This window comes from Demequina aurantiaca (assembly GCF_050598105.1).
Taxonomy (GTDB): Bacteria; Actinomycetota; Actinomycetes; order Actinomycetales; family Demequinaceae; genus Demequina; species Demequina aurantiaca_A.
Window position 1 is genome coordinate 1,939,534 of the sequence record NZ_CP192436.1, and the last position, 22,412, is coordinate 1,961,945.

General features: G+C 65.3%; 21 protein-coding genes. 11 read left to right on the plus strand and 10 right to left on the minus strand.

Annotation, left to right across the window (positions count from 1 at the left end; all coding sequences use genetic code 11):
• Nucleotides 1-127: 127 nt before the first annotated feature.
• Nucleotides 128-1,816, minus strand: a complete 1,689-nt coding sequence (locus ACQU6B_RS08790; RefSeq protein ID WP_430867176.1) for a cation:proton antiporter — start codon at nucleotides 1,814-1,816, stop codon at nucleotides 128-130.
• A gap of 108 nt (nucleotides 1,817-1,924) precedes the next feature.
• On the opposite strand from ACQU6B_RS08790, the gene ACQU6B_RS08795 reads away from it, so the two are divergent.
• Nucleotides 1,925-2,521, plus strand: coding sequence for a dienelactone hydrolase family protein (locus ACQU6B_RS08795; RefSeq protein WP_430867177.1), 597 nt, complete (start codon nucleotides 1,925-1,927; stop codon nucleotides 2,519-2,521).
• Between the two features lie 117 nt (nucleotides 2,522-2,638).
• Here ACQU6B_RS08795 and ACQU6B_RS08800 read toward each other — a convergent pair whose 3' ends face one another.
• A complete protein-coding gene (locus ACQU6B_RS08800) occupies nucleotides 2,639-3,664 on the minus strand; it encodes an aminoacyl-tRNA deacylase (protein ID WP_430867178.1) in 1,026 nt (341 codons plus the stop codon).
• Nucleotides 3,665-3,781: 117 nt separating this feature from the next.
• Here ACQU6B_RS08800 and ACQU6B_RS08805 point away from each other — a divergent pair, with 117 nt between their 5' ends.
• Both ACQU6B_RS08805 and ACQU6B_RS08810 read left to right on the plus strand, forming a co-directional pair.
• Entirely contained in the window at nucleotides 3,782-4,051 is a 270-nt protein-coding gene (locus ACQU6B_RS08805; protein WP_430867179.1) for a hypothetical protein, read from the plus strand.
• Nucleotides 4,052-4,060: 9 nt separating this feature from the next.
• Nucleotides 4,061-4,525 (plus strand): hypothetical protein, encoded by a 465-nt coding sequence (locus ACQU6B_RS08810; RefSeq protein ID WP_430867180.1) that lies wholly within the window; start codon nucleotides 4,061-4,063, stop codon nucleotides 4,523-4,525.
• A 108-nt stretch (nucleotides 4,526-4,633) separates the two neighbouring features.
• On the opposite strand, the gene ACQU6B_RS08815 is transcribed toward ACQU6B_RS08810, so the two are convergent.
• Nucleotides 4,634-5,095 (minus strand): hypothetical protein, encoded by a 462-nt coding sequence (locus ACQU6B_RS08815; RefSeq protein WP_430867181.1) that lies wholly within the window; start codon nucleotides 5,093-5,095, stop codon nucleotides 4,634-4,636.
• A gap of 122 nt (nucleotides 5,096-5,217) precedes the next feature.
• On the opposite strand from ACQU6B_RS08815, the gene ACQU6B_RS08820 reads away from it, so the two are divergent.
• On the plus strand, nucleotides 5,218-5,382 hold the full coding sequence (locus ACQU6B_RS08820) for a hypothetical protein (RefSeq protein WP_430867182.1): 165 nt from the start codon (nucleotides 5,218-5,220) through the stop codon (nucleotides 5,380-5,382).
• Between the two features lie 129 nt (nucleotides 5,383-5,511).
• Here the strand turns inward: ACQU6B_RS08820 and ACQU6B_RS08825 are convergent, their stop codons facing one another.
• Nucleotides 5,512-6,111, minus strand: coding sequence for a hypothetical protein (locus tag ACQU6B_RS08825; RefSeq protein WP_430867183.1), 600 nt, complete (start codon nucleotides 6,109-6,111; stop codon nucleotides 5,512-5,514).
• Nucleotides 6,112-6,223: 112 nt separating this feature from the next.
• Here ACQU6B_RS08825 and ACQU6B_RS08830 point away from each other — a divergent pair, with 112 nt between their 5' ends.
• Both ACQU6B_RS08830 and ACQU6B_RS08835 read left to right on the plus strand, forming a co-directional pair.
• Entirely contained in the window at nucleotides 6,224-6,805 is a 582-nt protein-coding gene (locus tag ACQU6B_RS08830; RefSeq protein WP_430867184.1) for a hypothetical protein, read from the plus strand.
• Nucleotides 6,806-7,024: 219 nt separating this feature from the next.
• The gene (locus ACQU6B_RS08835) at nucleotides 7,025-9,124 is read left to right on the plus strand and encodes an acyltransferase family protein (protein ID WP_430867185.1); all 2,100 of its coding nucleotides are present in this window, start codon (nucleotides 7,025-7,027) and stop codon (nucleotides 9,122-9,124) included.
• 325 nt (nucleotides 9,125-9,449) lie between these two features.
• Here the strand turns inward: ACQU6B_RS08835 and ACQU6B_RS08840 are convergent, their stop codons facing one another.
• Nucleotides 9,450-10,076, minus strand: coding sequence for a thermonuclease family protein (locus ACQU6B_RS08840; protein ID WP_430867186.1), 627 nt, complete (start codon nucleotides 10,074-10,076; stop codon nucleotides 9,450-9,452).
• 153 nt (nucleotides 10,077-10,229) lie between these two features.
• Between ACQU6B_RS08840 and ACQU6B_RS08845 the strand changes: the two genes are divergently transcribed.
• The gene (locus ACQU6B_RS08845) at nucleotides 10,230-10,868 is read left to right on the plus strand and encodes a SecDF P1 head subdomain-containing protein (RefSeq protein ID WP_430867187.1); all 639 of its coding nucleotides are present in this window, start codon (nucleotides 10,230-10,232) and stop codon (nucleotides 10,866-10,868) included.
• A 65-nt stretch (nucleotides 10,869-10,933) separates the two neighbouring features.
• On the opposite strand, the gene ACQU6B_RS08850 is transcribed toward ACQU6B_RS08845, so the two are convergent.
• A complete protein-coding gene (locus tag ACQU6B_RS08850; protein WP_430867188.1) occupies nucleotides 10,934-12,475 on the minus strand; it encodes a DUF222 domain-containing protein in 1,542 nt (513 codons plus the stop codon).
• Between the two features lie 135 nt (nucleotides 12,476-12,610).
• Nucleotides 12,611-15,076 (minus strand): DUF7507 domain-containing protein, encoded by a 2,466-nt coding sequence (locus tag ACQU6B_RS08855; RefSeq protein WP_430867189.1) that lies wholly within the window; start codon nucleotides 15,074-15,076, stop codon nucleotides 12,611-12,613.
• Between the two features lie 324 nt (nucleotides 15,077-15,400).
• Here ACQU6B_RS08855 and ACQU6B_RS08860 point away from each other — a divergent pair, with 324 nt between their 5' ends.
• Entirely contained in the window at nucleotides 15,401-16,378 is a 978-nt protein-coding gene (locus ACQU6B_RS08860) for a zinc-binding dehydrogenase (protein WP_430867190.1), read from the plus strand.
• 57 nt (nucleotides 16,379-16,435) lie between these two features.
• On the opposite strand, the gene ACQU6B_RS08865 is transcribed toward ACQU6B_RS08860, so the two are convergent.
• From ACQU6B_RS08865 to ACQU6B_RS08875, 3 genes are all read right to left on the minus strand, one after another.
• Nucleotides 16,436-17,758, minus strand: coding sequence for a DUF2130 domain-containing protein (locus ACQU6B_RS08865; protein WP_430867191.1), 1,323 nt, complete (start codon nucleotides 17,756-17,758; stop codon nucleotides 16,436-16,438).
• Nucleotides 17,759-17,952: 194 nt separating this feature from the next.
• Nucleotides 17,953-18,318, minus strand: coding sequence for a HepT-like ribonuclease domain-containing protein (locus ACQU6B_RS08870; protein ID WP_430869230.1), 366 nt, complete (start codon nucleotides 18,316-18,318; stop codon nucleotides 17,953-17,955).
• The gene (locus tag ACQU6B_RS08875; RefSeq protein WP_430867192.1) at nucleotides 18,318-18,791 is read right to left on the minus strand and encodes a nucleotidyltransferase domain-containing protein; all 474 of its coding nucleotides are present in this window, start codon (nucleotides 18,789-18,791) and stop codon (nucleotides 18,318-18,320) included. The genes ACQU6B_RS08870 and ACQU6B_RS08875 overlap by 1 nt, the downstream gene beginning before the upstream one ends.
• 149 nt (nucleotides 18,792-18,940) lie before the next feature.
• Here ACQU6B_RS08875 and ACQU6B_RS08880 point away from each other — a divergent pair, with 149 nt between their 5' ends.
• The 3 genes from ACQU6B_RS08880 (at nucleotide 18,941) to ACQU6B_RS08890 (ending at nucleotide 22,377) form a co-directional block, all read left to right on the plus strand.
• The gene (locus ACQU6B_RS08880; protein ID WP_430867193.1) at nucleotides 18,941-20,128 is read left to right on the plus strand and encodes an exonuclease domain-containing protein; all 1,188 of its coding nucleotides are present in this window, start codon (nucleotides 18,941-18,943) and stop codon (nucleotides 20,126-20,128) included.
• Nucleotides 20,129-20,270: 142 nt separating this feature from the next.
• Nucleotides 20,271-21,146: an NAD(P)-dependent oxidoreductase gene (locus tag ACQU6B_RS08885; protein ID WP_430867194.1), complete on the plus strand. Its 876-nt coding sequence runs from the start codon at nucleotides 20,271-20,273 to the stop codon at nucleotides 21,144-21,146.
• Between the two features lie 211 nt (nucleotides 21,147-21,357).
• A complete protein-coding gene (locus ACQU6B_RS08890) occupies nucleotides 21,358-22,377 on the plus strand; it encodes a TerC family protein (protein WP_430867195.1) in 1,020 nt (339 codons plus the stop codon).
• Nucleotides 22,378-22,412 lie beyond the last annotated feature (35 nt).

Consider the following 22,412-nt stretch of genomic DNA (forward strand, 5'->3'; position numbering starts at 1 on the left):
GCTCCGGCGAGCGCGACCGTTGGTACGGCGGCGAGGCGGCGCCGAGGTGAGGTGGTCAGTCGGTCAGTCGGAGAGACGTTCAGTCGGTCAGCTCGCCATTCATGCAGCCAGCCCGTCGTTCCGTAGGTCAGTCGCTCTGGTCCTTGAGCTCGGCGGAGATCTGATCCGCGTCGAGGACCGCGAGCACGTGGCGCAGCGCGTCCGTGCTGTACTCGCCCATGGCGTGCAGCCGCAACAGCTTGCGTCGCTGGGTATCGATGACGGCCAGGCGCAGTTCGCGCAGTTGGGCGCCAAGGATGGGCTCGGCCTCGTGGTCGTCCTCGGTGCGCTCGTGGGCCAACGAATCGCGAATCCACGTCACCACCCGCGGGTCGTACTCGGTACCATCCGGCCGGCGCAGGTCCTCGTTGTCCAGCATGCCAAAGGCCGCGTCGGACATCGCGTCGACCAGCGCGCTCTCGCGCACCTCGGCCACGTCGGTATTCTCCTTGGCCAGGCCCAACCAGCGCACCACCCACGGCAGCGAGCCGCCCTGGACCAGCAACGACCCGGCGGAAACCACAAACGCGATCAGGATCAACGTGGAACGGGCGGGCGTGTCTGCGGGAAGGGTCTGGGACGCCGCGAGAGTCACGGCCCCGCGCATTCCCGCCCACACCAACACCACTCCCTCGCGTCTACCCAGCGGCTTGTCGGTGATGTAGTCGACATCGGCCACGCGACGCCTCACGCGCCGCTTGACGATACGCGCGCGCTTGCGGTCCTGCATCCCGTGGGTGAGCTCGGCGAACCCCTCGAGCCGCTCGCGCACGGCGACCGCCCGGCTGCGCTTGCGCCGCTCGACCACCAGCACCAGGGAGACGTAGATGGATCGGATCACCAGAATCAGGGCTGCGGCGACGGCTCCGATGCCCACGGCGAACCACACGCTGCCGTTACGGATCTGCACCTGGGTGATGATGGCGGTCAGCTGCAGACCCATGATGAGGAATACCCCACCCTCGAGCAGCAGCTCGATGGTGCGCCAGTTCTGAGTCTCGGACATCCGGTCGCGGGGTCTGAGGTAGCGCGCGGACAGTGCGCTCGTCATGAGACCGGCGGTGACGGCAGCCACCAGGCCGGACGCGCCGAGCGCCTCCGCGGGTACGTACGCGATGAAGGGAAGCACAAAGGAGATCGCGGTGCCAGAGGTGCTGTTGGCCAGCGCCTTGCGCAACTTGAGCGCCAACAGTCCAACGATCGCGCCGACCACCACGGCCACCAGTACGGAGGTCGCGAAGTCCCACGCGACCGTCCACACGGAGACGGACACGGCGGCGGCGGCGATGGTCGCTCGCAACAGCACCAGGGCGCTGGGGTCGTTGAGCATCGACTCGCCCTCCAGCACGGTCACCACTCGGGGCGGCACGCCCATGTGTCTGATGATGTTGGTCGCCACGGCGTCAGTCGGGCTGACGATCGCGCCGAGCGCGATGCCGATGGGCAGCGGAATGTCCTCGATCGCCCAAAAAAAGAAGAGTCCCATCAGCACGGACCCCGCCACCACCAGCACCACCGACATCCCGGTGATCACCGTGAAGTCGCGCCTGAACTCCAGGGTGGGCACGGACACGGCCGCGGAGTACAGCAGCGGCGGGAGCACGCCGGCCAGGATCAACTCCGGAGGAAACTCCAATTCCGGAACACCGGGCACCAGGCTCACCATGACGCCGAGTGCGACCAGGATCAACGGCGAGGCGACCCCCACTCGCGGTGCGACGGCATTAACTGCGACGATGCCGATAACACCCAAGATTGCAATCACAGCGATGTCCATGCGGGCCTCCCTGGCTAAGCCCCCAATTTACCGGTACCGGACCGTCGGTTTCGCCAAAGTTGACCCTCTCGCCAAGCGAAGTTGGTCGCGTCGCGCAAGACTGGAGACATGGCAGAGATCTTGCTTTTCCACCACGCACTGGGCCTGACCGACGGCTTGCAGTCCTTCGCCGAGCGGCTGCGCGCCAACCATCACACCGTTCATTGTCCGGACGCCTACTCCGGTCGCGTGTTCACCGACCTCGACGAGGGCGTCTCCTACGCCCAGGGCATCGGGCACGACGCGATGGAGGAGGTCGCGAACCGTGCGCACCGCCAGAATCGCGACGCGCGGGTGGTGATGGGGTTCTCGCTGGGGGCGGCGATGGCGCAGCAGCTCGCGCAGCACAAGAGGCACATCAATGCGTGCCTGCTGATGGGGGGCGCGCTCCCGCCGGAGGCGCTGGGTGGCGATTGGCGCCACCCCTGTCACCTGCAGGTGCACGTGGCGGATCCCGACGAGTGGGTCAACCCCAACGAGGTCGAGTCGCTGATGTTCCACGCGCGCCAGGGCGACCTGTTCCGCTATGCGGACCAGGGACACATGTTCGTTGACCCCTCCAGCAGGGACTACGACGCCGATGCCGCGGACCTGTTCGAGGATCGCGTCACGGAGTGGTTAGACAGGGTCGACTCCGAGGCGAATGAGGCCTGGGCGCGGTTCTAAGGCAGCGCGCCACTTCACCAGAACTGAAATTCAGTGCGTCCGACATTCGGTACGCGTGCTATTCACCAAACCCCGATTTCACCTGACCCTAGCCCCGCCCGGCGAAACGTGGCCGTCCTAGAGAGTGGCGGCGGCGACCTGCGCGTCCGTCGGCGTCGGCAGTCGCCTGCACGCCTCATTCGCGGCGATCTCGAAGGTCGCGGCGGCGTCTCCTGTCAGCGATTCCTTCACCATTGTCATGATCGCTCCGTTGTGGAGCGCCGCCGGCGTGAGGTGAAGCGCGTAGCCCAGCTTCGCGGTGGATTCGAGCGCGTCCATGGTGACGTTCCAGTAGGGCGGCTCGGCGTAGATCACCGCGGCGTCGGTGACATCGGCCACGTCGGCTCCCAGGTGGGCGATGAGCGCATCGGCCGCGATGGTGGCGGATACCCCCGGCGCTCCCCCGCCGATGCTGACCAGGGCGAACGATGCCGCCTTGCCCTCCGTGGCGCTACCGCCCGCCGTCTCTCCCTGTACCGACTCGACCTGCGCCGCCTTGCCTTGCGGCGCCTTGCCCTCCGCGGCACGGCCACCCGCCACCTCGCCCTGTACCGACGTGCCCTGTTCCGACTCACCTCGCGCCGACTCGCCGTGCGGGGTCTCGCCCTGCGCCGTCTCGCCCTGCGGGGTCTCGCCCTGCGGGGTCTCGCCTTCGGTGGTCTCGCCCTGACCCGCCACGGCGTCGGCCGCGCGGGACGCGATGAGCGCATCGGCGATCACGGGCCACGGCTTGCCGGCCTCCGAGAATCGCGAGCCGAAGGGCGTGATGGTGCCGCGGACGTAGCCGGTCACCTCTTGGGCGACGGTGGCGTCGGGCATCGAGACTCGCTTGATCCCTAAGTGCTCGCGGACCTTGGGCCAACTGATCTGGCGATCGCCGGGGACCAGGATGAAAAGAAAGTCGCCCTCGCCGCGACGCACCACCAGCGTCTTGAGGACCTGGCGCGGGTCGAGGCCGCGCGCGGCGGCCGCCTCCTCGAGCGAGTCGACTTCACCGTGGCGCACCACTTTGTAGTCGAGGCCCGACTCGGCGAGGGCGTCGAGTGCCGGGGTGGTGGGAGCGTCCTCGCTGGTGGACGCGGCATCGGTCGAATTGTCCGTCATATGTCCACGCTAGTGCCTCGCCTCGAGGCGGGCGCGGAAGTTCCCCCCTCACGCACCGGCCAGATGGCTTCCTTTTCGGCGCGCGGATAGCGGCATCTCGCCAGTACCATTCCACTTATGTCTACAAATAGGGGCCGACGCACGTTGTTGAAACTGTGGTGCGGGGTCCTCGCCATCGCCGTGGGCCTGGTACTCGGCAACCGCCATCAGGGTTACGACGACATAGGCGCGGCAGAATTCAACTTCGCCTGGCTCCTAGGTGGCATCGTCCTCACCTTATTCGCGTGCTTCTCACTGTTCATCCTCCTCGCGGAATTCGACTCACTCCGTACGGCACCCTCCGATGATGCCGTGCAGGCCTCTAGCGCAACCCGATCCGAGGAGTAACACCCCGCCATGCAAAGACTCGAAAACCTGAGGGCCTGGATCTACGCCTGGTACGTGGTGGTTGCGCTCCTTATTGGCGCGTGGGCGGGCAACACGTTCCGGGGTTTCAACTATGACGGGTACGAAGTCAGCACGTACAACTGGGAGGCGTTCGCCGTGGGGGCGTTGGTCGCGGCGGCGCTGACCCTCCCTCTACCGTTGTTCGCCGTGGCGATCGACCGGCGGCGCGAGGAGCGGAACCTGCAGCGCGAGCTGGACGCCGCGCGACACGATGCGCTGGCAGCCAAGATGGACGCCGTGATGGCGGCGATCGGCGCGAAGGTTCTCGACGCTGAGGCTCAGCCAGGAGGAGAGGTCACGCCGAGCGGCGAGGGGGCGTCGTCGTGTTCCGACTCGGACGAGGCTCTGGAGTTCGCGTCGATCGAGGTCGGTCCTCAGGCGCGCTCACCCTACGAGCCGCCTCCGGGGCGCTAGCCGCCAGAGGGCAGTTCAGTCACCGTCACCGCGGGTATTGGCGCGCGCACGCGACAACGAACATGAGCGTCTGAGCGGGCGCTATCGCCAACGCCGATACGTCCAGACTTACAGGTAGGCGCCGGGCTGGCTGTCCGCGCCGTTGTCGCCGCTGAATGCCTGGCGGCAGATCGCGCGGATCGCCGCGACCATCCACTCGCAGATCATCTCGTCGTAGTCACCCTGCACGCCGCTGAAGCTGACGATCAGGCCCTCGCGAATGATCGCTCCCGGGTACTTGATGTCGCCCACCTTGTAGAGGTACGGGAAGTCCTGGCGCACCCGCGAGCTGTCCAGGCCGGTACGGATGGTGACCGCGACCTTGCCCTCGACGTTGGTGAGGAACTCCTGATCAAACTCCCCCACGTGGGCCGTGAACATCGGATTCTTGGGGTCGGGATCCGCGGGGTCGAGCACAATAAGGCTCCCCTGCAGCCCGTTGGAGACGCCCAGTTCGGCGGCCTTCTCGATGGCGGGAACGATGACGTCCCACGCCTGTGCGCAGATTTCGCGGTCGAGTCCGGTGAACATGTGGTGCTCCTTCGATGCGGGGTGGTTTTCGTCTATTGATTAGCGTAGCGGCGGCCGATGCTGCGGGTTACTTAGCAATTGCGCTTCTCTATTCTGCGGTGCGTGACCTAAGGAGGCCGACGGTGGCGAACAAGTTAGGCAACATCGTCCTCTACGCGGACAACCCGATGGGGCTCGCGGAGTTCTGGGCGGCCGTGTTCGGGTACGAGGCCTTGCGGGCAAAGGTGCGGGTCACCCGATTACCGAGGACGCTCCGCTACTTGCCGCGCTCCCAGCTCCCCGGCTGACGGCACTCAACCGTCACGTCACCGTTCGGGTGCCACGTGACAGTGCACTCTCCGGACACGGCGCAGTCATGCTTGGAGTCCCCGGTCATTGCGTCTTCCACTTCCTCATGATCGTCACTCCCTTCAAATCTAGGCGGCGAGCGCTAGCTCGGCCCGAGCATCGGCCGCGGGCAGGGCGACCATTGAGCGGGCACCTTCCACGGCCACGATGTCGGCGGCGTCCACGGCCAACGCGATCGTGGCGTACTCCCCCAACCGGATGGCTGGCCGCTCGAGCCACACCACGGCATCCGCGACAAACGCAAGTTCGCCCGATGCCTGAATCGCGATGGTCGCGACAGTGGTCGCGAGCCCGGCGGCACGAAGCGCCCGCACCGACCCGACGAACTCGTGATCGCCGCTGCCGATAATCACCTCGTCAAAGCGGCGCGCGATGAAGCCCGTGTCGGCGAGCTCGTCACACAGCGCGAGATCGGCGCCGGAGACACCATCGCGCGTCACGATGCGCGCCGATGCGGGGGCGAGGTCGGCGACCGTAAATACCCAGTCGTGGCCGACGCCTACGACGAGCCGATCGACTCCCTCGCGATACTGAACCGAATCGAGCAGGCCGCTCAGCGCGGCCTCCCAGCACGAGTCCGAGGCATAGCGGGGTTCCACACCCAGCAGATTCTCGAGATCGACCGCGATGAGTCTGCATGGTGGTGTCGAGACCTTTACCTTGTTCATATCGTGCTCCCCTCAGCGATTGGTTGGTACGTCTTCAACCTATGGGGGCGGTCTGACATTGCCGAGGGCGAACATCGTTGGACACGCGCCCTAGCTTCGCTACGGTGGATGGATGACTTCTGACAACAATGACCTTTCCGTGACCACCGACGCGCCTGACGCGCCTAGCAACATCCCGACGAACGCCGCCGAGGCGGATGCCTACGCGCAGCAGTTCGCGGCCTCGGCCGAGCAGGTGCTCGAGTCGATGAAACGTGACGTGCAGGCTCTCCTTGATTCCTTCCCGGCCGATGCGGCGACGAGCCTGATCAACGACCCCGAGCGCGAGCTGGTCCCCGCCGAGATCCTGCTCGCGACCGACCTGGAGCACATGCTCAATTCGGAGCGCGAGAACAAGTTCCTCGGCGAGGACTACATCGCGTTCTTCAGGGCTGCGGTGGCGGTGGACCCGGCCGCGCTGGAAATCAAGAACAAGATTCAGGCCATCCTTGAGGTGCTCGAGGAGGACGACGCGGTGTCGCTGGTGCGTAACCCGTACCGCACCCTCACGGCAGCCGAGGCGTCTATCATCAACGCACTGGGCGACCCGAGCCTTCTGCAAGGCACCGGCGACGACGTCGTACTGAGCCCGGACCTCTCGCAGTTCCTGGCCGACAACGTGCGCGTGGCCGACGACGTCGAGGGCGAGGGTTAGCCGCGCGCTCCACGCTTAACGTGGGCGCCCGCTTCCGGCAGTAGCTCTGGGGCTGTGCCGATGCACAGACCACATCGGCCGATTAGCAGGCAAGCGACGCACGGCAGCCTGTACTGTGGGCCGTCGGGAGGGCCTCTCTTGGAACACCAGTAGCGACCCTCCCGAGCCAGAATCCGGCGGCGACGGCGTGCGGAACACTTTCTCGGAGAACGGGTCGCGATGCGCGCAACGGTGACGGCACCGTCGCGGACCGCAAACGGAGGCGAAGGGACGCCCACGGCCGTCAAGCCTGCGCGCGAGCACTTCATCTCCGAACTCCACGGGCTGCGAGGCCTGGCGCTCGCTCTCGTAGTCGCGTTTCACCTCTTTGGCGCAGGCAGGGTCTCCGGCGGCGTCGACGTCTTCTTTGTCGTCTCCGCGTTCCTCGTCACCGCGTCGCTGGTCCGCAACCCTCCCCGCCGGGGCCTGCGGGATCTAGCGACGCGGTACGCGCGCATCTTCTCGCGGCTGGTGCCGGCGGCGCTCCTGGTGCTCGTCGCCGTCGCGCTCACCGTTCCGCTGATCTACCCGCGGCTCAGCTGGATCTCCACGTATCGCGAGATTGCCGCATCTGCTCTCTATGTTGAGAACATCGAGCTGGCCAATTCGCACCTCTCGTACGGTGCGGCCGGGCCGTTCACCAGCGCCCTCCAGCACTTTTGGTCGCTCTCGATCCAGGGCCAGTTCTTCCTGCTATGGCCACTGGTCGCCCTCGCGTGTTGGTTGGTGGCCCGCAAGTGGTTCGAGGGTCGGCTTCGCGGTCCGCTGGCCGCGGTAACAGTGGCGCTCACCGCGACGTCGTTCGCGTATGCCGTCTACCTCGTCAACGTCAACCAGCCCGTCGCGTACTTCTCGAGCTTCGCGCGTCTATGGGAGTTTGGGGTCGGCGCCCTGGCCGCGCTCTACATCGGGCATCACCGGGTCCGCGGGCCGCTGGGTACCGCGCTACCTTGGCTCGGCGTGGCCATGATCGTCGCGACCGGGTTCGTGGTCGACGGCCTTCACACCTTCCCAGGACCCGAAGCCCTGCTACCCGTGGCCGCGGTGATCCTCATTCTGGTGGGCAGCGGCGGCACCTCACGATTCCGGCTCGAGCACGCCATCACGGTCCGACCAATGGTGGGACTCGCGAACGTGTCCTACGCGCTGTACCTGTGGCACTGGCCGGTCCTGATCGCGTACCTCACCTACCGGGGTTACGACCACGTGGGCTTGCTCGGCGCCACCGGAGTGTTGGCGGTGTCCCTTGTCCTCGCCATTCTCACGACCAGGTTCGCCAAGTGGTCGCTCGCCAGGCTGACGCACAGCGCTGCGCGGCCGTGGCGGAGCATGGTGGTCCTCGTGCTGCTCGTGGGCGCGGTGGCCGGCGCTGCGGCCGGGTTCGCGCGACACCTGGAGGCTCAGCGCACTGCCAGCCTCGCGGAACTGAGCGCGCCGTCGGCGCTGCATCCGGGCGCCGCGGTGCTAGCCGACGGCCTGACGGACGATGGGCCTGCCCGCATGGACTTCAGGCCCCAGACCGCGGACGCCGCCGCCGACAAGCCAGACCTGATCTATACCGACCCGTGCAATCCCGAGGACTGGGTCACCGGGGACGAGGTGGTCTCCTGCGGCGACACGGACTCCGAGGGGAGCGCCCGCAAGACGATCGTGATGACGGGGGGTTCCCATGCCCAGCAGTGGTACACCGCGATGGAACTCATCGCGGAGCGCGAGGAGTGGGACTTGATCGTCGTCAACAAGAGTTCGTGCCGCCTGCAGTCGGCTGGCGCCGACTTCTTCGGCACCGACTCGTGCCTGTCGTGGAATCAGAAGGCCCTCGACGTGATCGAATCCTTCGAGCCCGATGCGGTATTCACCGTGAGCACGAACACCCCGCCCCGCACTCCCGTCGAGACTGTAGGCCCAGCGGAGGTGGACGCGTGGAACTCTCTTCATGGCGCGGGAATACCGGTGATCGCGATGCGCGACACCCCGCGCTTCGACTGGAACGTGCCTGAATGCCTGGAGAAGAATCCGGGCGACCGGGAACGATGCGCGGTGGACCGAGACGTCGCAATGCTTCCGGTCAATCCGGTGGACACCACGATGGGGCTTCCTGCGGATCTCGTCTCGATGGACCTGTCCGACTACATCTGCGAGCCGACAGTCTGCAACCCGATCGTGGGCAATGTCATGGTCTACAGGGACGACGACCATCTCACCGCTACCTACGTCCGCTCCCTCGCGCCGATGCTGGACGCCCAGTTGCGGGCGGAAGCGCCCTGGCTCTACCGGTAGCGGTCCACGGCAAATCGCCACGAGTGACGACCACTTGGGTGCACGCTCGTTACATCCTCAACCGCCTCGCTCGTTGAAGACGCTGGGTCCTTGGCCCGCTGGCTCCCGTGGATCGCTAAGTACTTGGGTCACTTGACACTGATCCCTGGTCCCTGATCCCTGATCCCCGGTCTCCGGTCTCCGGTCTCCGGTCTCCGGATCAATGTGTCTTTGGATCCGATTGCCCCTGGCTCAGTTCAGTGGCACGAGCCCTCGCAACCTCGGGAGTCGCCGCCTTCGCTGCCGTCACACCCCAGCCACAGCCACAGCGATCGGTGGCCGCCCCCTATCGGCAGATATGCCTGGTCGCTGCGTCAATGGATCGGTACGAATCCTGCAGTGGGTGCGTGTCGTAGCCGTCGAGTCCGTCGTAGCGCGCCTGCGCCATGCCCGCATTGAGTACGGCGGTTCCCAGGTCCTGGCCTTCGAACTCGACGTAGCGTAGCCAGCGCCCGTAGTGGTCCTCGTCGTCCACGTTCGCGGGATTGAAGAGCGTGACGCTGCGGCCGTCGACTAGTTCCGTGACCAATTTCTTGGCCTCGTCGAATCCGCACTCGCCGTGCTCGGGGGTGTCGTAGCCCAGGAGCCGGACCTTGCCGCCGTTTGACGTGTACACGGTGTCGCCGTCGACGACCCGGGTGATGGTGACGGTCTCGCCTTGACCCAAGTCGGGAGCGGGCTCCATTGTCTCGGTGGACTTCTCGGAGTCGGCGGGGCCGGAGGGATCGGTAGAGTCGGCGGGATCGGCGGGTGCCTCGCTCAGTCCATCCGAGTTAGCTACTGCGCCGTTCGGGTTGAGCGGGACGCCGTTGGTTCCGACGTCGCTTGCCGGCACGGTGCACGCCGTGAGCGCTGCCACCATCGCGACTATTGCGACGGCCGTTAGCCCGGACCTTCGCCGTAAAACCGTCACACGAGCTCCTCAACGCTTCATCTCCGTGGAACTCAAAGACTAGTGCGCGAGCCCGCTTTAGCCTCCCCCGGGTCTCTTGTAGCGCGTCGTGCTGCGCGAGGACGTCGTCGCGCGCCCTGCTGACTCCGGTCGGTTTCGTGCGAGGATCGCCAGATGATCACTCCACTCCGCATGCTCGGCGCTCTCTCCATCCTGGCCACAGTCACACTTGCGACTGGCTGCTCGGAGTCGGATGAAGGCGACACGACCCCGGCGTCGATCGGTGTCACGGTGGAGTTGCGTCCTGTCGCGCTGACTGGCGCCACTACGGAAGCTCGAGGACTCCTGCCCGACGAGCCCGCGGACTGGAATCAATTCGTGACGGACCTGGGGTTGCCCGACACCGGCGACACTGTGGACGCCGCCGAATGGGTAGCAGCAGCGAATTGCCTTGCGGAGCCCTTCTCCACGCCCGATGTTGCTGGCGCCTGCTCCACGGACGGCTCGTCGGTCTTCTTGCTGGGCGCGTCGTCGCTGGACGAGTCGAGCATCGTGAGCGTTGAACCCACGGACGCCGACTACCCCAACGACGCAGTGCTCGTGACGCTTGATAGTGCCGGCGCGGCAGCGTTCGAGGAACTCACCGGCGAGGTATCCGGTCTCCAAGAGCCGCGCAACCGAGTGGCGATCGTCGTCGACGGGAAGGTCCTGTCCGCGCCCACCGTAATGTCGGCCATCTCGGGCGGGCAGGTGCAGATAGTCGGAGTTGTCGAAGACCCCTCGCTGGAGGCGTTGGTCGACGCCTTCAGCTGATCTCCACGATTCTCTCGATGGGATGACTCTTCTCCCCGCTCGCAGGCGTAAAGCACGGTGGTCCTTTAGGCAGCCTTCAGCTTGGATGCGTCGAAGCGGGCTCGTCCGCCAAGGCGGGGCACACGTTGTCGATCGACCGTGCTGGGTGGGGTGAACCACACCTGGTTGTTTTTGACGGAGATGTCCCAGTGGTCGCGGTGGATTCGATGGTGACAGGTCACGCATAAAAGGACACCGTTGTTGAGGTCGGTCGGGCCTCGGTCTCTGGTCCACCATTTGATGTGGTGAGCTTCGGTGTACGCGGGAGGGGCCCCGCAGAACGCGCACCCGCCGTCGCGTTCGATCAACGCGATCCTTTGCGCCCGGTTGTAAATCCTGCTGCCGCGACCTAAATCTAGAATCTCGCTCTTGCCGCCCAGCAGCAACGGGATCACCTCACCGCTGGCGGCCATACGACGTGCCGTTTCAACACACACCGGCTGCCCGCCACCGTCAATGTCTGCAACACCAGTGCCGTCCTGCAGGTCCGCAAGAGTTAACCGCACCACCACGGTGGTGGAGGCCAGGGGCAGGTCGTCGCTGTCACATCCGAGGCAGTGGCGGGCCAACGCCGCCAATGCGTCGGCACGGATCTGGGGCACGCTGCGGTCGTCCTCGGCCAGCGGGTCTTTGTCGCGTCGCTTGTGCAGGGCGTTACCCACTAGCGCATCCAATGCGGCGCGCACAGGTGCCGCCGTTTCCGCATCCAGACGGGCCCGCAACACAAACATCCCCTCGGCGTCCTCGTACATCGACACCGAACGTTCCTGACGCTGCAGCTCCTCCGTCAACGCGTGACGACCCGAGTCCATCTGCGCCTCCAGTTGGCGCACGATCCGTGCAAACCGGTTCGCCGACAACCCATGGGCACGCTCCACCAACACCCGCTCGATCCGCTCGATATCGCTCAGCTCCACACCCAACACATCACGGCGATCCCAAACTCGGGTCAGCATGCGCTTGATCAGGTTCGCAGCCTCAAGGCTAAGCCTGCCGGATCGAACCCGGTCACTCGCGATCGCGAAACGCGGCGACAGCGCCACCACCGCGGCCTCGGGCCGGCTATCCGTGCCGTCCCCGTCCCCGGCCCCGTCCCCGTCCCCGTCCCCGTCCCCGTCGCGGGCCCCGTCCCCATCGCTCAAGCCATTGCCCACGTCGTTGCCGGAGTTTGCGGCCTGCTCATCGGCGGCCAACATCTCTCCGACCTCAATGAGTCGGTGAGCATCCCCCGTGCTGCCACCCGAGATGCTTGCGAGCAGCTCCTCCGGCGTCCTGTATCCCTGACGTTTCGCCAACCCGTCCTGCCCGTTCTCGGGCCTGGACTGCCGGGCAATGGCCGCACCGGAAATGGCCATCATCCCCTCAAGGACGCGGCGCATCCGCGCCATATCGCCATGCGAGGCGAGAAGCTCGGGTTGCGGCAACGCATCGACATCAATGCCCTGCCAACCGGATCCCGAGACCACCCCGGCACGCACCCGCTCGATAGCATCGAAACCAGCACCGCAGGCAGCATCGTCCCTGGTGGGGGTCTCAGTTTCGGCTTCATTGCCGGCGGTCGTGCTCATAGGACAATTCGACCATAAGGGACTGACATTCAGCCCCGAGCAACCGAAATCTGTGGACTACCCACGCGACCCGGCACCTGTGCACATCACCAGCTCACCCGCACCGGCATCGGCACCGGCACAAACATCCAAGAACTAGACGTCCACCCGCGACCCCCGGCGACGAGCGACGAACACTCCGCCTGCCCCCGCCAGCGTCAGCGCCGTGGCCAACCACAGCATCGGGCCGATGCCCTGCGAGCCAGTCGTCGAGAGCTGCTCCGCCGCTTCGGAGTAGGAAGCAACGGGCGCCGCGACTTCCACGGGTTCCGCCGTCGCCACGCCGGCCGCGTCCTCCGCCGGCTCAACAACCACGACAGGTTTGGTGATGGCGATCGTCGCCCACCCGACCAGCACCCCATCGGCGCCATAGACCGCGATGCGATGCGCACCCACGGCGAGCGTCGCGGGAATCTCGACGGCCGCCGCCCCAACCCCCAACAGCATCGGCGCAGAGAATGCGACGATGCGCGAGCCATCCACGAGCGGAGCCCCGCCGCACTCGTCCAGCACCACCGACACCGACGAGCCCTGCACCGCGCTCGCGACAGCCTCGCCCGCCGCAGAACACACGGCCACGCCACCCTCCACGATGCCATCGAGGTCAGACTCGTACGCTGCAAAGGTCAGCGGCGCGACGGTCGCCGTCTCCGTCAACCTGGACATGCCATCGGCGTCCACAGAAGGCGAATACGACACGCTACCGGCCGCGAAGTCCGCCGCGGTCACCACGTGCGTCGCCGTCCACGCGGCCGATGCTCCCGGCGCCAGATCACTGACGGCCACGGCATCGGCGGGAAGCGTCGCTCCCCCGGTCTCCCCCAGTGTCACCCCGGTCAACGGGTAGGCGCCATCGTTCACGACAGTGACGTCAAAGGTCACCTTTTCGCCGAGCGATGCCTGGCCGTCACCGTTCAGGTCGTCGAAGGAGCTAGCCGCGCCGAGCGACACCGAGGGTGCCACGTACTCACCCAGGACCACGGCATCGGCGCTGGCTACCGCGCTGCTCACCGCGGCATCAATGTCGCCGGAATAGGAAAGCGTCGCCGTGTAGTCGAGCGCGCCCGTGGCGAGCCAGGCGGCATCGATCGCAACGATGTCGGTGTGAGTCGACGACTCTCCGGGCGTCAACACCACGCCGTCAAAGGCAGTCCCCACGGCACCAAATTGGCCCGACTCGCTCACCGAGCCGATGGTCACACTCTGGTCAGCATCGGCCGGAAGTGCGGCGGTCCAGGTCAGCTCGACGTCCTCTCCCGCCTGGCCAACGCCGTCGCCGTTGGTGTCCTGGAGTTCGGCGTCCACGGACCAATCCACGTCAGCCGTCAACTCGCGCAAAAGCACCCGCGTGGTCACCGCCCCCTGACTTCCCCACGCTTGCTCATTGTACGAGGGAAATACTCCCATTCCCCCGGACACATCGACGTAGCCTCGTTGAAGGTCTGCCGCTGTGAGTGTGCGGCGGTCGGATTCGAAGTAGCCACCCGGCAGGCTCGTGACCTTTGCGAGATCGTTGCCGGTACTAAGACCGGATTCGGGGATCGACTCTCCAGGTTTCAGGCCCACATCGTAGAAGTAGTATCCCGAGTTGGAGTTGGTCATCACGAAATAGTTGAGAGCCACGTTGCCTGTGTTGGTGGCCACGTAGGTGCGATCCAGGAGATCGCCGACTTGCGCGTCGCCAAAGCCACGTTCCACGCCGTATCCGGGGCTATGGATAACCGTGTCAAAGTGTGTGGTGTAGCTCACCACGGGCACCGCAGTCATAGCGCTCACTGCGGCGACAGGCGCCGAGCCGCTCAAACTCTCCGCGGCCCAGTCCACCGATGTCGCAGCAAACTGCACCGAGCCAGCACGCATATCCGCGAAAGTGACGGTGTGCCATGCACCGTTGAGTGTGGTGGTGGCCCCCGCTGCCAACGCCGTGGGCAGGGACGGCGATGAATCAAGCCCCACGGCACTCGTCAACGTCACTTGCACAGCGGCCGTATTGGTCACCGTGGCGGTGTGGCGGACGCGGTCACCCTCCACCAACCCGCCAGTGGGAGCGGCGCTAGAGCCCTCTAGTTCCAGCGCGGTCTGCGCCGTCAACACGGCGGTGTTGAGCGGCGCGGGCGATTCGAGCAGTAACGGCGGCTGCGACACCCAGCCCAGGGCGTAGACCAACACCGGGGGATCGATGAACGGACCGCGGCCCACCCCGTCAAGATCCTCGGCCCTGACGGTCACCTCCACGTCAACGACATAGGGAAGCTGGCGCTGAGAATACAAAGCGTAGTCAATGCCGCCTATCAAAAAGGAGGGAATCGAAAACTCAGAGATCCCTCCCTGCGCTGTGGACGCCACGATCAAGGTGTAGATCACCTTGTCCCCGACGTCCGGACGGCCATTGCCGTCGGCGTCCATTGACAGGCGGCTCGTGGTGATGGTCGCTTCGACATTCGCGTCCGAGGCTGCCTGCGCCGGAGCGGCGACGCCCACGGAGGCGATGGCCACGATCGCGACGGCGGAGATCCACCCGGCGGTCTTGCGGGCGGCGGCGATGACACGTGCGTTAGTCATGGGGAATCCTCAGGCTATGCACGCCCGCGATCACGCCGGGTGCGACGATGCGACCACCCTTTCGAGGGGGCCACGACCTCATCCAAGCAGGCCCAGACCAAGCGGTCAAGATCCCCCGCCACGCAACAAATTGCCTGGTCACATAGCGGACGCTCGCTCTTGCCGGCCCTCGCTTCATCGCCGATGCCGTGGCCGGCTAACGCCGTCGCAGCGGACCCGAGGAAATACCTCACGCCCCTCCCGCGTTGCCTAGAAGTAACCCCCTGCGCGCCCCGCCCCAATCCGGGACGCCGCGCGCTCCCATCCCACCCGGAAGGCCTCATCATGCATGCACTCATTCAGCACGAATTCGGAGATCCCGCCACCGTCCTGGCCGTCGAGGACGTCCCCACCCCCACGCCCGGCCCCGGTCAGGTGCGCGTCCGTATGGTCCTGTCGACCATCCACAATCACGACCTGTGGACGGTCAGCGGGAACTACGGCTTCAAGCCCCAGATGCCCGCGCAGGCAGGCACCGAGGCCGTCGGCGTAGTGGAGGAGCTGGGCGAGGGCGTCACCAATCTTGAGGTGGGTCAGCGGGTCGCTAGCTTCGGCACCTTTGGCGTGTGGGTCGAGCAGTTCGTGGCGGACGCCACTGCTCTCATCCCCGTGGCAAACGAGATCCCGGATGAGGTGGCCGCGCAGCTGGTGTCCATGCCGTTCTCCGCGATCAGCCTGCTCGATTCGCTAGACCTGGCCGAGGGCGACTGGCTGATCCAGAACGCCGCTAACGGCGCTGTGGGCCGCATGGTCGCGCAGCTCGCCAAGGGCCGCGGCGTCAACGTGGTGGGCCTGGTCCGTCGCGCCGACGGCATCGAGGAGCTCGCCGCTCAGGGCATCGAGCGAATCGTCGCGACCGACTCCGACGACTGGAAGGACCGCGTCGCGCAGATCACCGGCGGCGCACCCATCAAGGTAGGCGTCGAGTCAGTGGGTGGCGAGTCCGCTGCCGACGTCCTGTCGCTGCTGGCAGAGAACAGCACCCTGGTGGTGTTCGGAGCGATGGCCTCGCCCATCCTGAACTTCAGCTCAGGCGACGTCATCTTCAAGCAGGCAACCATCCGCGGCTTCTGGGGCAAAAAGGTCGGCGAGAACATGGCCGCAGACACCCGCACCCGCCTCATGCAGGAACTGTTCGCACGCCTCGGCGATGGCACTATCACCTTGCCGGTGGAGGCCACGTTCCCGCTCAGCGAGATGGCCGATGCGGTACGCGCCCACTTCACCCCGGGTCGCGCGGGCAAGATTCTGCTGCGTCCGTAACCCCAGCTAACGCCGTGACGGCGCCTCAGCACACGCATCGCCGATGCTGGGGCGCCTTCACCCCTCGCGCGGGGCTTCTCCCCCGTCGAGCTCCGCAAACTTCCCCGCCATGGTCGGGTTGCCCCGCGTGAGCTTTTTAATCGTCACGTCCTGAGCCTTGTCGTTGGCCAGGCGCAGGTTGCGTTCCGAACCGAGCAGCGCTTCCTTGGTCTTCTGCAGGTGGTCGATCGACTTGTCGATCTCGTCAATAGCCGTCTGGAACCGACGCGACGCCAGGTCGTAGTTCTTCCCGAACGCAGACTTGAAGCTGTCCAGCTCGTTCTCAAAGTTGGTGATGTCAACGCTCTGCTCTCGCACCAGCGCCAATTCCTTCTTATAGACCATCGCTCCCAGCGCGGCGTTGCGCAGCAGCGAAATAACAGTGATGAACGACTGCGGCCGCACCACATACATCTTGGGGTAGCGGTGGGAGACGTCCACGATTCCGCTGTTGTATAGCTCGCTCTCGGGCTCCAGCAGCGACACGAGCACCGCGTACTCGCAGCCCTTCTCGTTGCGGTCCTTGTCCAGCTCCTTGAAGAAGTCCTCGTTGCGCTTCTTGGTGGCCGTCGCATCGGACTCGTTCTTCATCTCGAACATGATCGAGACCAGCTCCACCCCGGCATCGTCCGACTCCCGGAAAATGTAGTCACCCTTGCTGCCGGTGCTCGCGTCGTTGTCCTTCTCGAAGTACGCCTTGGGGAAGGCGGTCGCGCGGAGCTGATTGAACGTGTTCTCGCAGTGAAGCTCTAGCGTCTCGCCAACCATCTTGGTGGACAGCCTGGCCTTCATGTCCCGCAGTCGCTCGATCGCCTCGTCGCGGTCCTTGAGCTGCGTCTCGTACTTGTCCTTGAGGCCGGTCTCCGCGAGCTGCTTCTCAAACTCGGCGCGCTCAAGGCCGCTCTTCAACTCCTGAATCTCGGAGCTCGTCTTAGCCTTGGCCTCTTGCAGCTCGTTGGCGAGCTTGGCCGCCGCCAGTTCGGCCGAGGCTTTCTCGGCAAGACGCGCCTGCTCCAGTTGGTTGGCGAGCGCGTCGCGCTCCTTCTCCACCGCACCGAGCGCCTCGGCGACGGCGAGCTTCTGGGTGGACTCCCCCGCGCCTAGCTTGGCCTTGAGGTCCTGGATCTCGGCGTCCTTGGCCGCGGCGGCCTTCTGCTGCTCGGAAGCGAACTTGGCTTCGGCGAGCTCGACCGCGCTGCGCTTCTCGTTCTCGGCGATCTGGAGCCGCTCGTGGAGTGCTGCGTCGAACTCCTTGTTGCGCACCTGGCTGACGATGTCGGCGTAACCGGCCTCGTCGATCGTGAACGCTTTCCCGCAGTGAGGGCAAACAATCTCATGCATAGTGGCAGTCTCCTTTGATTGCCCGAGTCTAGAGCCCGGTCCCGACATTGGCCTCAGCAACGCACCCTCATCCATACAACTACCAGCGGCCGATGCTTGGGCGGCCTGGCAGGTCAAAGGAGCCTTGGCATTGGGTTGCGCACGTCAGCCAACAGCCGCGACCTGTCCTCCCGCACGTCGGTCGCCGTTCTGCCTCAGGACAGGCCGTCACTGTCGAGCGACTTCCGTGCCCTCGCGACCAAAGGCAGAAGTGCGTCGGCCCATGCAGGTAGGTCTCCAGCCAAAGTTTCCCAGGTGAGCGCGCGGTTCACCTGGTCGTATTGGTGAATCAGGAAGTTCCGGTTGGCAATCGCGAGTGTCCACTCAACGCCTTTCGGTGGCGCGATGCCAAGCCGCGCTAGCCGACCCGCAGCCTCACCGAGTTTCATCATGAGCGAGTCGCCAGCTTCTTGAAGCAACTCGTCGGCGAGATACGCGTCCCGACCTTGTCCTACTAACCGGCCAACCTGGTCGAGCCAACCGGCAATGTGAATAAGCTCCTTCGCGGTGCGACGGTCCATCACAGCAGCACCGCGTCACGCCGGATGTCATCGTCGAGGCCCGGAGTGAGGCTCGCATAGTCAACGAGATCCACGGGACGACCGAGCACCTGCGCGAGCAGACCAGCGAATCTCACGAATCCAAACGATGAGAGGCCCTCAGGCGTCTCGACCAGCAGATCGATGTCGGAGTCGGCACCTGCCTCGCCGCGAGCGACCGATCCAAACACTGCCAGCCGGGTGTAGCCACGTTCCGACGCGAGCGCCTTCAACAACGGAGCCGCGTACTCCATGAGTTCTGACAGCTCGAGGCCGTCCAAGTTGGGGGCGTTCTTCAGTTGCTGGCTGACTGCCGACTGTGAGACGCCCAACTGCTCCGCGATCTCACGCTGCGACATTCCGTCCGCGACCATCGCCCGCAGTGCGAGAGCGCGCCGAGCCCGAGCGCGGTCCTCGTCGCTTCGCGCGTATTGGTACTCCGCTAGCAGTGTCATAAGGGCATCTTATCGCAATGGAAGTGCGGCGACAGGGCTAGTGGCCAATACTGTGGACACCTCGAGGTTCTACGCCACTCCGGAGGAGTTTTCTTGACGCCGAGATGCATTGGGGCGCTACAGTCAAAATGCTGAGGGAGGCAACCACTATGGCAGGATTTGCCGTCATCGATCTGGAGACCACTGGCTTCGCGTATAGCGGCGCCGACCGCGTGTGTGAGATCGGTGTAGTGCTACTCAACGCCAACGGCGAGCGCGAGACAACATACGGCACGCTCGTGAACCCGCAACGCGACCTAGGCGCACAGCACGTACACGGTATTGACGCCACGGACGCAAGAGTCGCACCCACGTTCGACCGCATTGTCGGCGACCTCACTGACCTCATCGCCGGCCGCGTCATCGTGGCGCACAACAGTGTTTTTGACACAGCGTTCCTGGTTGCCGAATACGCGCGTGCTGGCTGGCCGCTCAATCTCACTCCCGACATGACGCTGTGCACCATGCGACTCGCCGGCGTGTACGGCGCCCCCGCGAAGCTGAGCGCGTGCTGCGCCCACTTCGGGGTGCCCTTGACCAATGCTCACGCCGCGTTGGCGGACGCCGAGGCCACCGCTTCGCTCCTCGCCGCCTACATGGCCGCCTCCCCTGACAGGAGTATGTGGGACCACTGGGTGACGTTCGGCGAGGGTGTCCAGTGGCCCACTCCCCCGCGCCTCGCGACTCTTCCAGTGCCTCGAGGCGCGGCTGGGGCTGGAAGCGAGCTGCTGGCAACGGTGGCGGGTCAGTTTGAGCGGGTAGAAGGGCTCGAGGGCTCCGACGAGTATCTGGACCTGCTCGATCGCGTTCTCCTGGACCGCAAGATTTCGGTGCCGGAACGCAGGGCCCTCGACGGCATGGCCGCGGCACTCGGCCTGCGCGCTGACCAGATTGGGCGCCTCAACCGCCATTACATGCTGGGAGTGGTGGACGCGGTGTGTGCCGACGACCAGCTCACTCGCGACGAGCGCGCCCTCGTGATCCAATTGGCGGGGCTCCTGGATCTGGAGGACCTCGAGGTCGAGGCCCTCCTCCGCAAAGCAGAGTCTGGGGTCGCAGTGGTACATGGCGGGCTGGCATTGGAAACCGGCGATCTGATCGTACTGACGGGATTCCCTGAAGCTCGCAAAGCAGAACTCAAGTCCATCGCCGAGGCACTGGGACTTGTGGTGTGGCCCAACGTCAAGAAGTCCGTGGCCGCTGTGATCGCACTCGATGAGGGCTCAAACTCAGGCAAGGCGCGCAAAGCTCGGGAGTACGGGATTCCGGTGGTTGGCGCCAGGGTACTCGCGCAGTAACTGCGCGTCACGGCCAAATCACCGGGACACCACTTGGAGAGGGCCGATGCTGTGGCTCGCTTAGCGGGGCTAAGTGCCGCAACTTTCGCGGCGATGGCTCCCGCGTTTGATCAGGCTCCGTAGCGAGCGGGACAATGTCCCCATGACCACCACTGTTGCAGTTCTGGGTACTGGCATCATGGGCGCCGCGATGGCGCGCAACCTCCTACGAGCGGGGCTGGAGGTGAGGGTGTGGAATCGCACGCCCGAGCGCGCACTCCCCCTGGCGGACGACGGCGCCACGGTCGCCCTGCATGCGGCCGATGCCGTGGCCGGGGCCGACGTGGTCCTCACCATGCTCTTTGACGCCACGGCGGTGCGCGAAGTGATGAACGATGCCGGCCCGGCGATGCGCCAAGGCGCCGTGTGGATGCAGAGCACCACGGTGGGCGTGGACGACGTCCCCGAGCTTGCCGCGCTGGCCGACCGCCTGGGCGTGACCTACGTGGATGCCCCCGTGCTCGGCACGCGCGCACCCGCGGAGGCGGGAAAGCTCACCATCCTGGCCGCCTGCCCCATCGAGATCCGCCCCGAGCTGGCCGCCGTGCTGGGAGCCGTGGGCAGCCGCACGGTCTGGACGGGCGAGGATGGCGCATCGGCCCCGTCGACCAAGCTGAAGCTGGTCGCGAACAGCTGGGTGCTCGCGATCAACAACGCCGCGGGCGAGATGGTCGCGCTGGCCGAGTCGCTCGACGTAGACCCGCAACAATTCCTGCGACTCATCGAGGGCGGGCCGCTCGACAGCGGCTATCTGCGCATCAAGACCGGCCTGATCATGGACGATGCGCTCACTCCCCCGAGCTTCTCCGCATCGGCAGCAGGCAAGGACGCGCAACTGATCGTCGCGGCAGCGTCCGCTCGCGGCGTGAGACTCGACGGCGCCCAGGCATCGGCCGACCGCTTCGCCCGAGCGGTCCACGCAGGTCACGGCGGCGAAGACATGGCCGCCGCCTACTTCGCGAGCTTCGAAGAAAAGTAGCCTCAGAGGTCTTAATAAGCGCATTGTCGTGAAGGGGATGCGCGAAGTGCCAGCGTGCCTTATCCTTGCAGGGCAAGGGGAGTATTCCCGTCTGCAGCGGAGTCGTCAGTACGGACGCGAAATCGTGTCCCGGCCCGCTGGCTCCGATCCTGTCGGAGTGGAAGAGACCTTGACGTCTTGACTACGTCATCTCACCCCTTGGAGTCCTCCCGTGGATATCACCCCTGTTGTCTGGCTCGTCACCATTGCGGTGACCATCGCATTCTTTGTCTACGAGTTCTACGCTCATGTGCGCACTCCGCACGAGCCGACTGTCCGTGAGTCCGCCCGGTGGTCAGTGTTCTATATCTCTCTCGCGTTGCTGTTTGGCGTGGGCATCGGATTCGTCTCCGGCTGGGACTTTGGCGGCGAGTACTTCGCCGGGTACCTGACGGAGAAGGCGTTGTCCATCGACAACCTCTTCGTGTTTCTACTGATCATGTCGAGCTTCGCCGTTCCCCGGAAGTACCAGCAGAAGGTGCTGATGATTGGCATCGTCATTGCCTTGATCATGCGCGGCGCATTCATTGCCCTCGGCGCGACCCTCATCGCGAACTTCTCCTGGGTGTTCTACATCTTCGGCGCGTTGCTGCTGGTCCTCGCGTACCGGCAGGTCGTCTCGCATGGCGAGTCCGACCCCGCGAACGGAAAGTTTATGACGCTCGTGCGCCGCGTGTTGCCCGTCCACGACGAGTACAACGAGGACCGACTCACCGTAAAGATCAAGGGCAAGCGGTTCATCACGCCGATGCTGCTGACAATCATCGCCATCGGCTTTGTGGACCTAGTCTTCGCGTTCGATTCGATCCCGGCCATCTACGGCCTCACCGACGAGGCCTACATCGTGTTTACCGCGAACGCGTTCGCGCTGATGGGGCTGCGCCAGCTTTACTTCCTCATCGGCGGTTTGCTCGAGCGCCTCGTTTACCTCGCGCAGGGCCTCGCTGTCATCCTTGCGTTCATCGGCATCAAGCTGGTGCTGCACGCGATGCACGTCAACGAGCTGCCGTTCATCAACGGCGGCGAACACATCGCGTGGGCGCCCGAGATCCCCATCTGGTTCTCGTTGCTGTTTATCACTGCAACAGTCCTCGTGGCCACGGTCGCGAGCCTCGCGAAAACCCGCCGCGACGATGGCAAAAACGATCGCACTCGCGTTGGGGGCGAGACCGTCATCCACGCGGAGGACTAAACCCTCCAGGCGACGAGGTCCGTTGCTGATCGGAG

Bases quoted from the DNA above. Each gene is read 5' to 3' on its own strand.
- ACQU6B_RS08790 (WP_430867176.1), bottom strand. From the start codon at position 1,816: ATGGACATCGCTGTGATTGCAATCTTGGGTGTTATCGGCATCGTCGCA.
- ACQU6B_RS08795 (WP_430867177.1), top strand. From the start codon at position 1,925: ATGGCAGAGATCTTGCTTTTCCACCACGCACTGGGCCTGACCGACGGC.
- ACQU6B_RS08800 (WP_430867178.1), bottom strand. From the start codon at position 3,664: ATGACGGACAATTCGACCGATGCCGCGTCCACCAGCGAGGACGCTCCC.
- ACQU6B_RS08805 (WP_430867179.1), top strand. From the start codon at position 3,782: ATGTCTACAAATAGGGGCCGACGCACGTTGTTGAAACTGTGGTGCGGG.
- ACQU6B_RS08810 (WP_430867180.1), top strand. From the start codon at position 4,061: ATGCAAAGACTCGAAAACCTGAGGGCCTGGATCTACGCCTGGTACGTG.
- ACQU6B_RS08815 (WP_430867181.1), bottom strand. From the start codon at position 5,095: ATGTTCACCGGACTCGACCGCGAAATCTGCGCACAGGCGTGGGACGTC.
- ACQU6B_RS08825 (WP_430867183.1), bottom strand. From the start codon at position 6,111: ATGAACAAGGTAAAGGTCTCGACACCACCATGCAGACTCATCGCGGTC.
- ACQU6B_RS08830 (WP_430867184.1), top strand. From the start codon at position 6,224: ATGACTTCTGACAACAATGACCTTTCCGTGACCACCGACGCGCCTGAC.
- ACQU6B_RS08835 (WP_430867185.1), top strand. From the start codon at position 7,025: ATGCGCGCAACGGTGACGGCACCGTCGCGGACCGCAAACGGAGGCGAA.
- ACQU6B_RS08845 (WP_430867187.1), top strand. From the start codon at position 10,230: ATGATCACTCCACTCCGCATGCTCGGCGCTCTCTCCATCCTGGCCACA.
- ACQU6B_RS08850 (WP_430867188.1), bottom strand. From the start codon at position 12,475: ATGAGCACGACCGCCGGCAATGAAGCCGAAACTGAGACCCCCACCAGG.
- ACQU6B_RS08855 (WP_430867189.1), bottom strand. From the start codon at position 15,076: ATGACTAACGCACGTGTCATCGCCGCCGCCCGCAAGACCGCCGGGTGG.
- ACQU6B_RS08860 (WP_430867190.1), top strand. From the start codon at position 15,401: ATGCATGCACTCATTCAGCACGAATTCGGAGATCCCGCCACCGTCCTG.
- ACQU6B_RS08865 (WP_430867191.1), bottom strand. From the start codon at position 17,758: ATGCATGAGATTGTTTGCCCTCACTGCGGGAAAGCGTTCACGATCGAC.
- ACQU6B_RS08870 (WP_430869230.1), bottom strand. From the start codon at position 18,318: ATGGACCGTCGCACCGCGAAGGAGCTTATTCACATTGCCGGTTGGCTC.
- ACQU6B_RS08875 (WP_430867192.1), bottom strand. From the start codon at position 18,791: ATGACACTGCTAGCGGAGTACCAATACGCGCGAAGCGACGAGGACCGC.
- ACQU6B_RS08880 (WP_430867193.1), top strand. From the start codon at position 18,941: ATGGCAGGATTTGCCGTCATCGATCTGGAGACCACTGGCTTCGCGTAT.
- ACQU6B_RS08885 (WP_430867194.1), top strand. From the start codon at position 20,271: ATGACCACCACTGTTGCAGTTCTGGGTACTGGCATCATGGGCGCCGCG.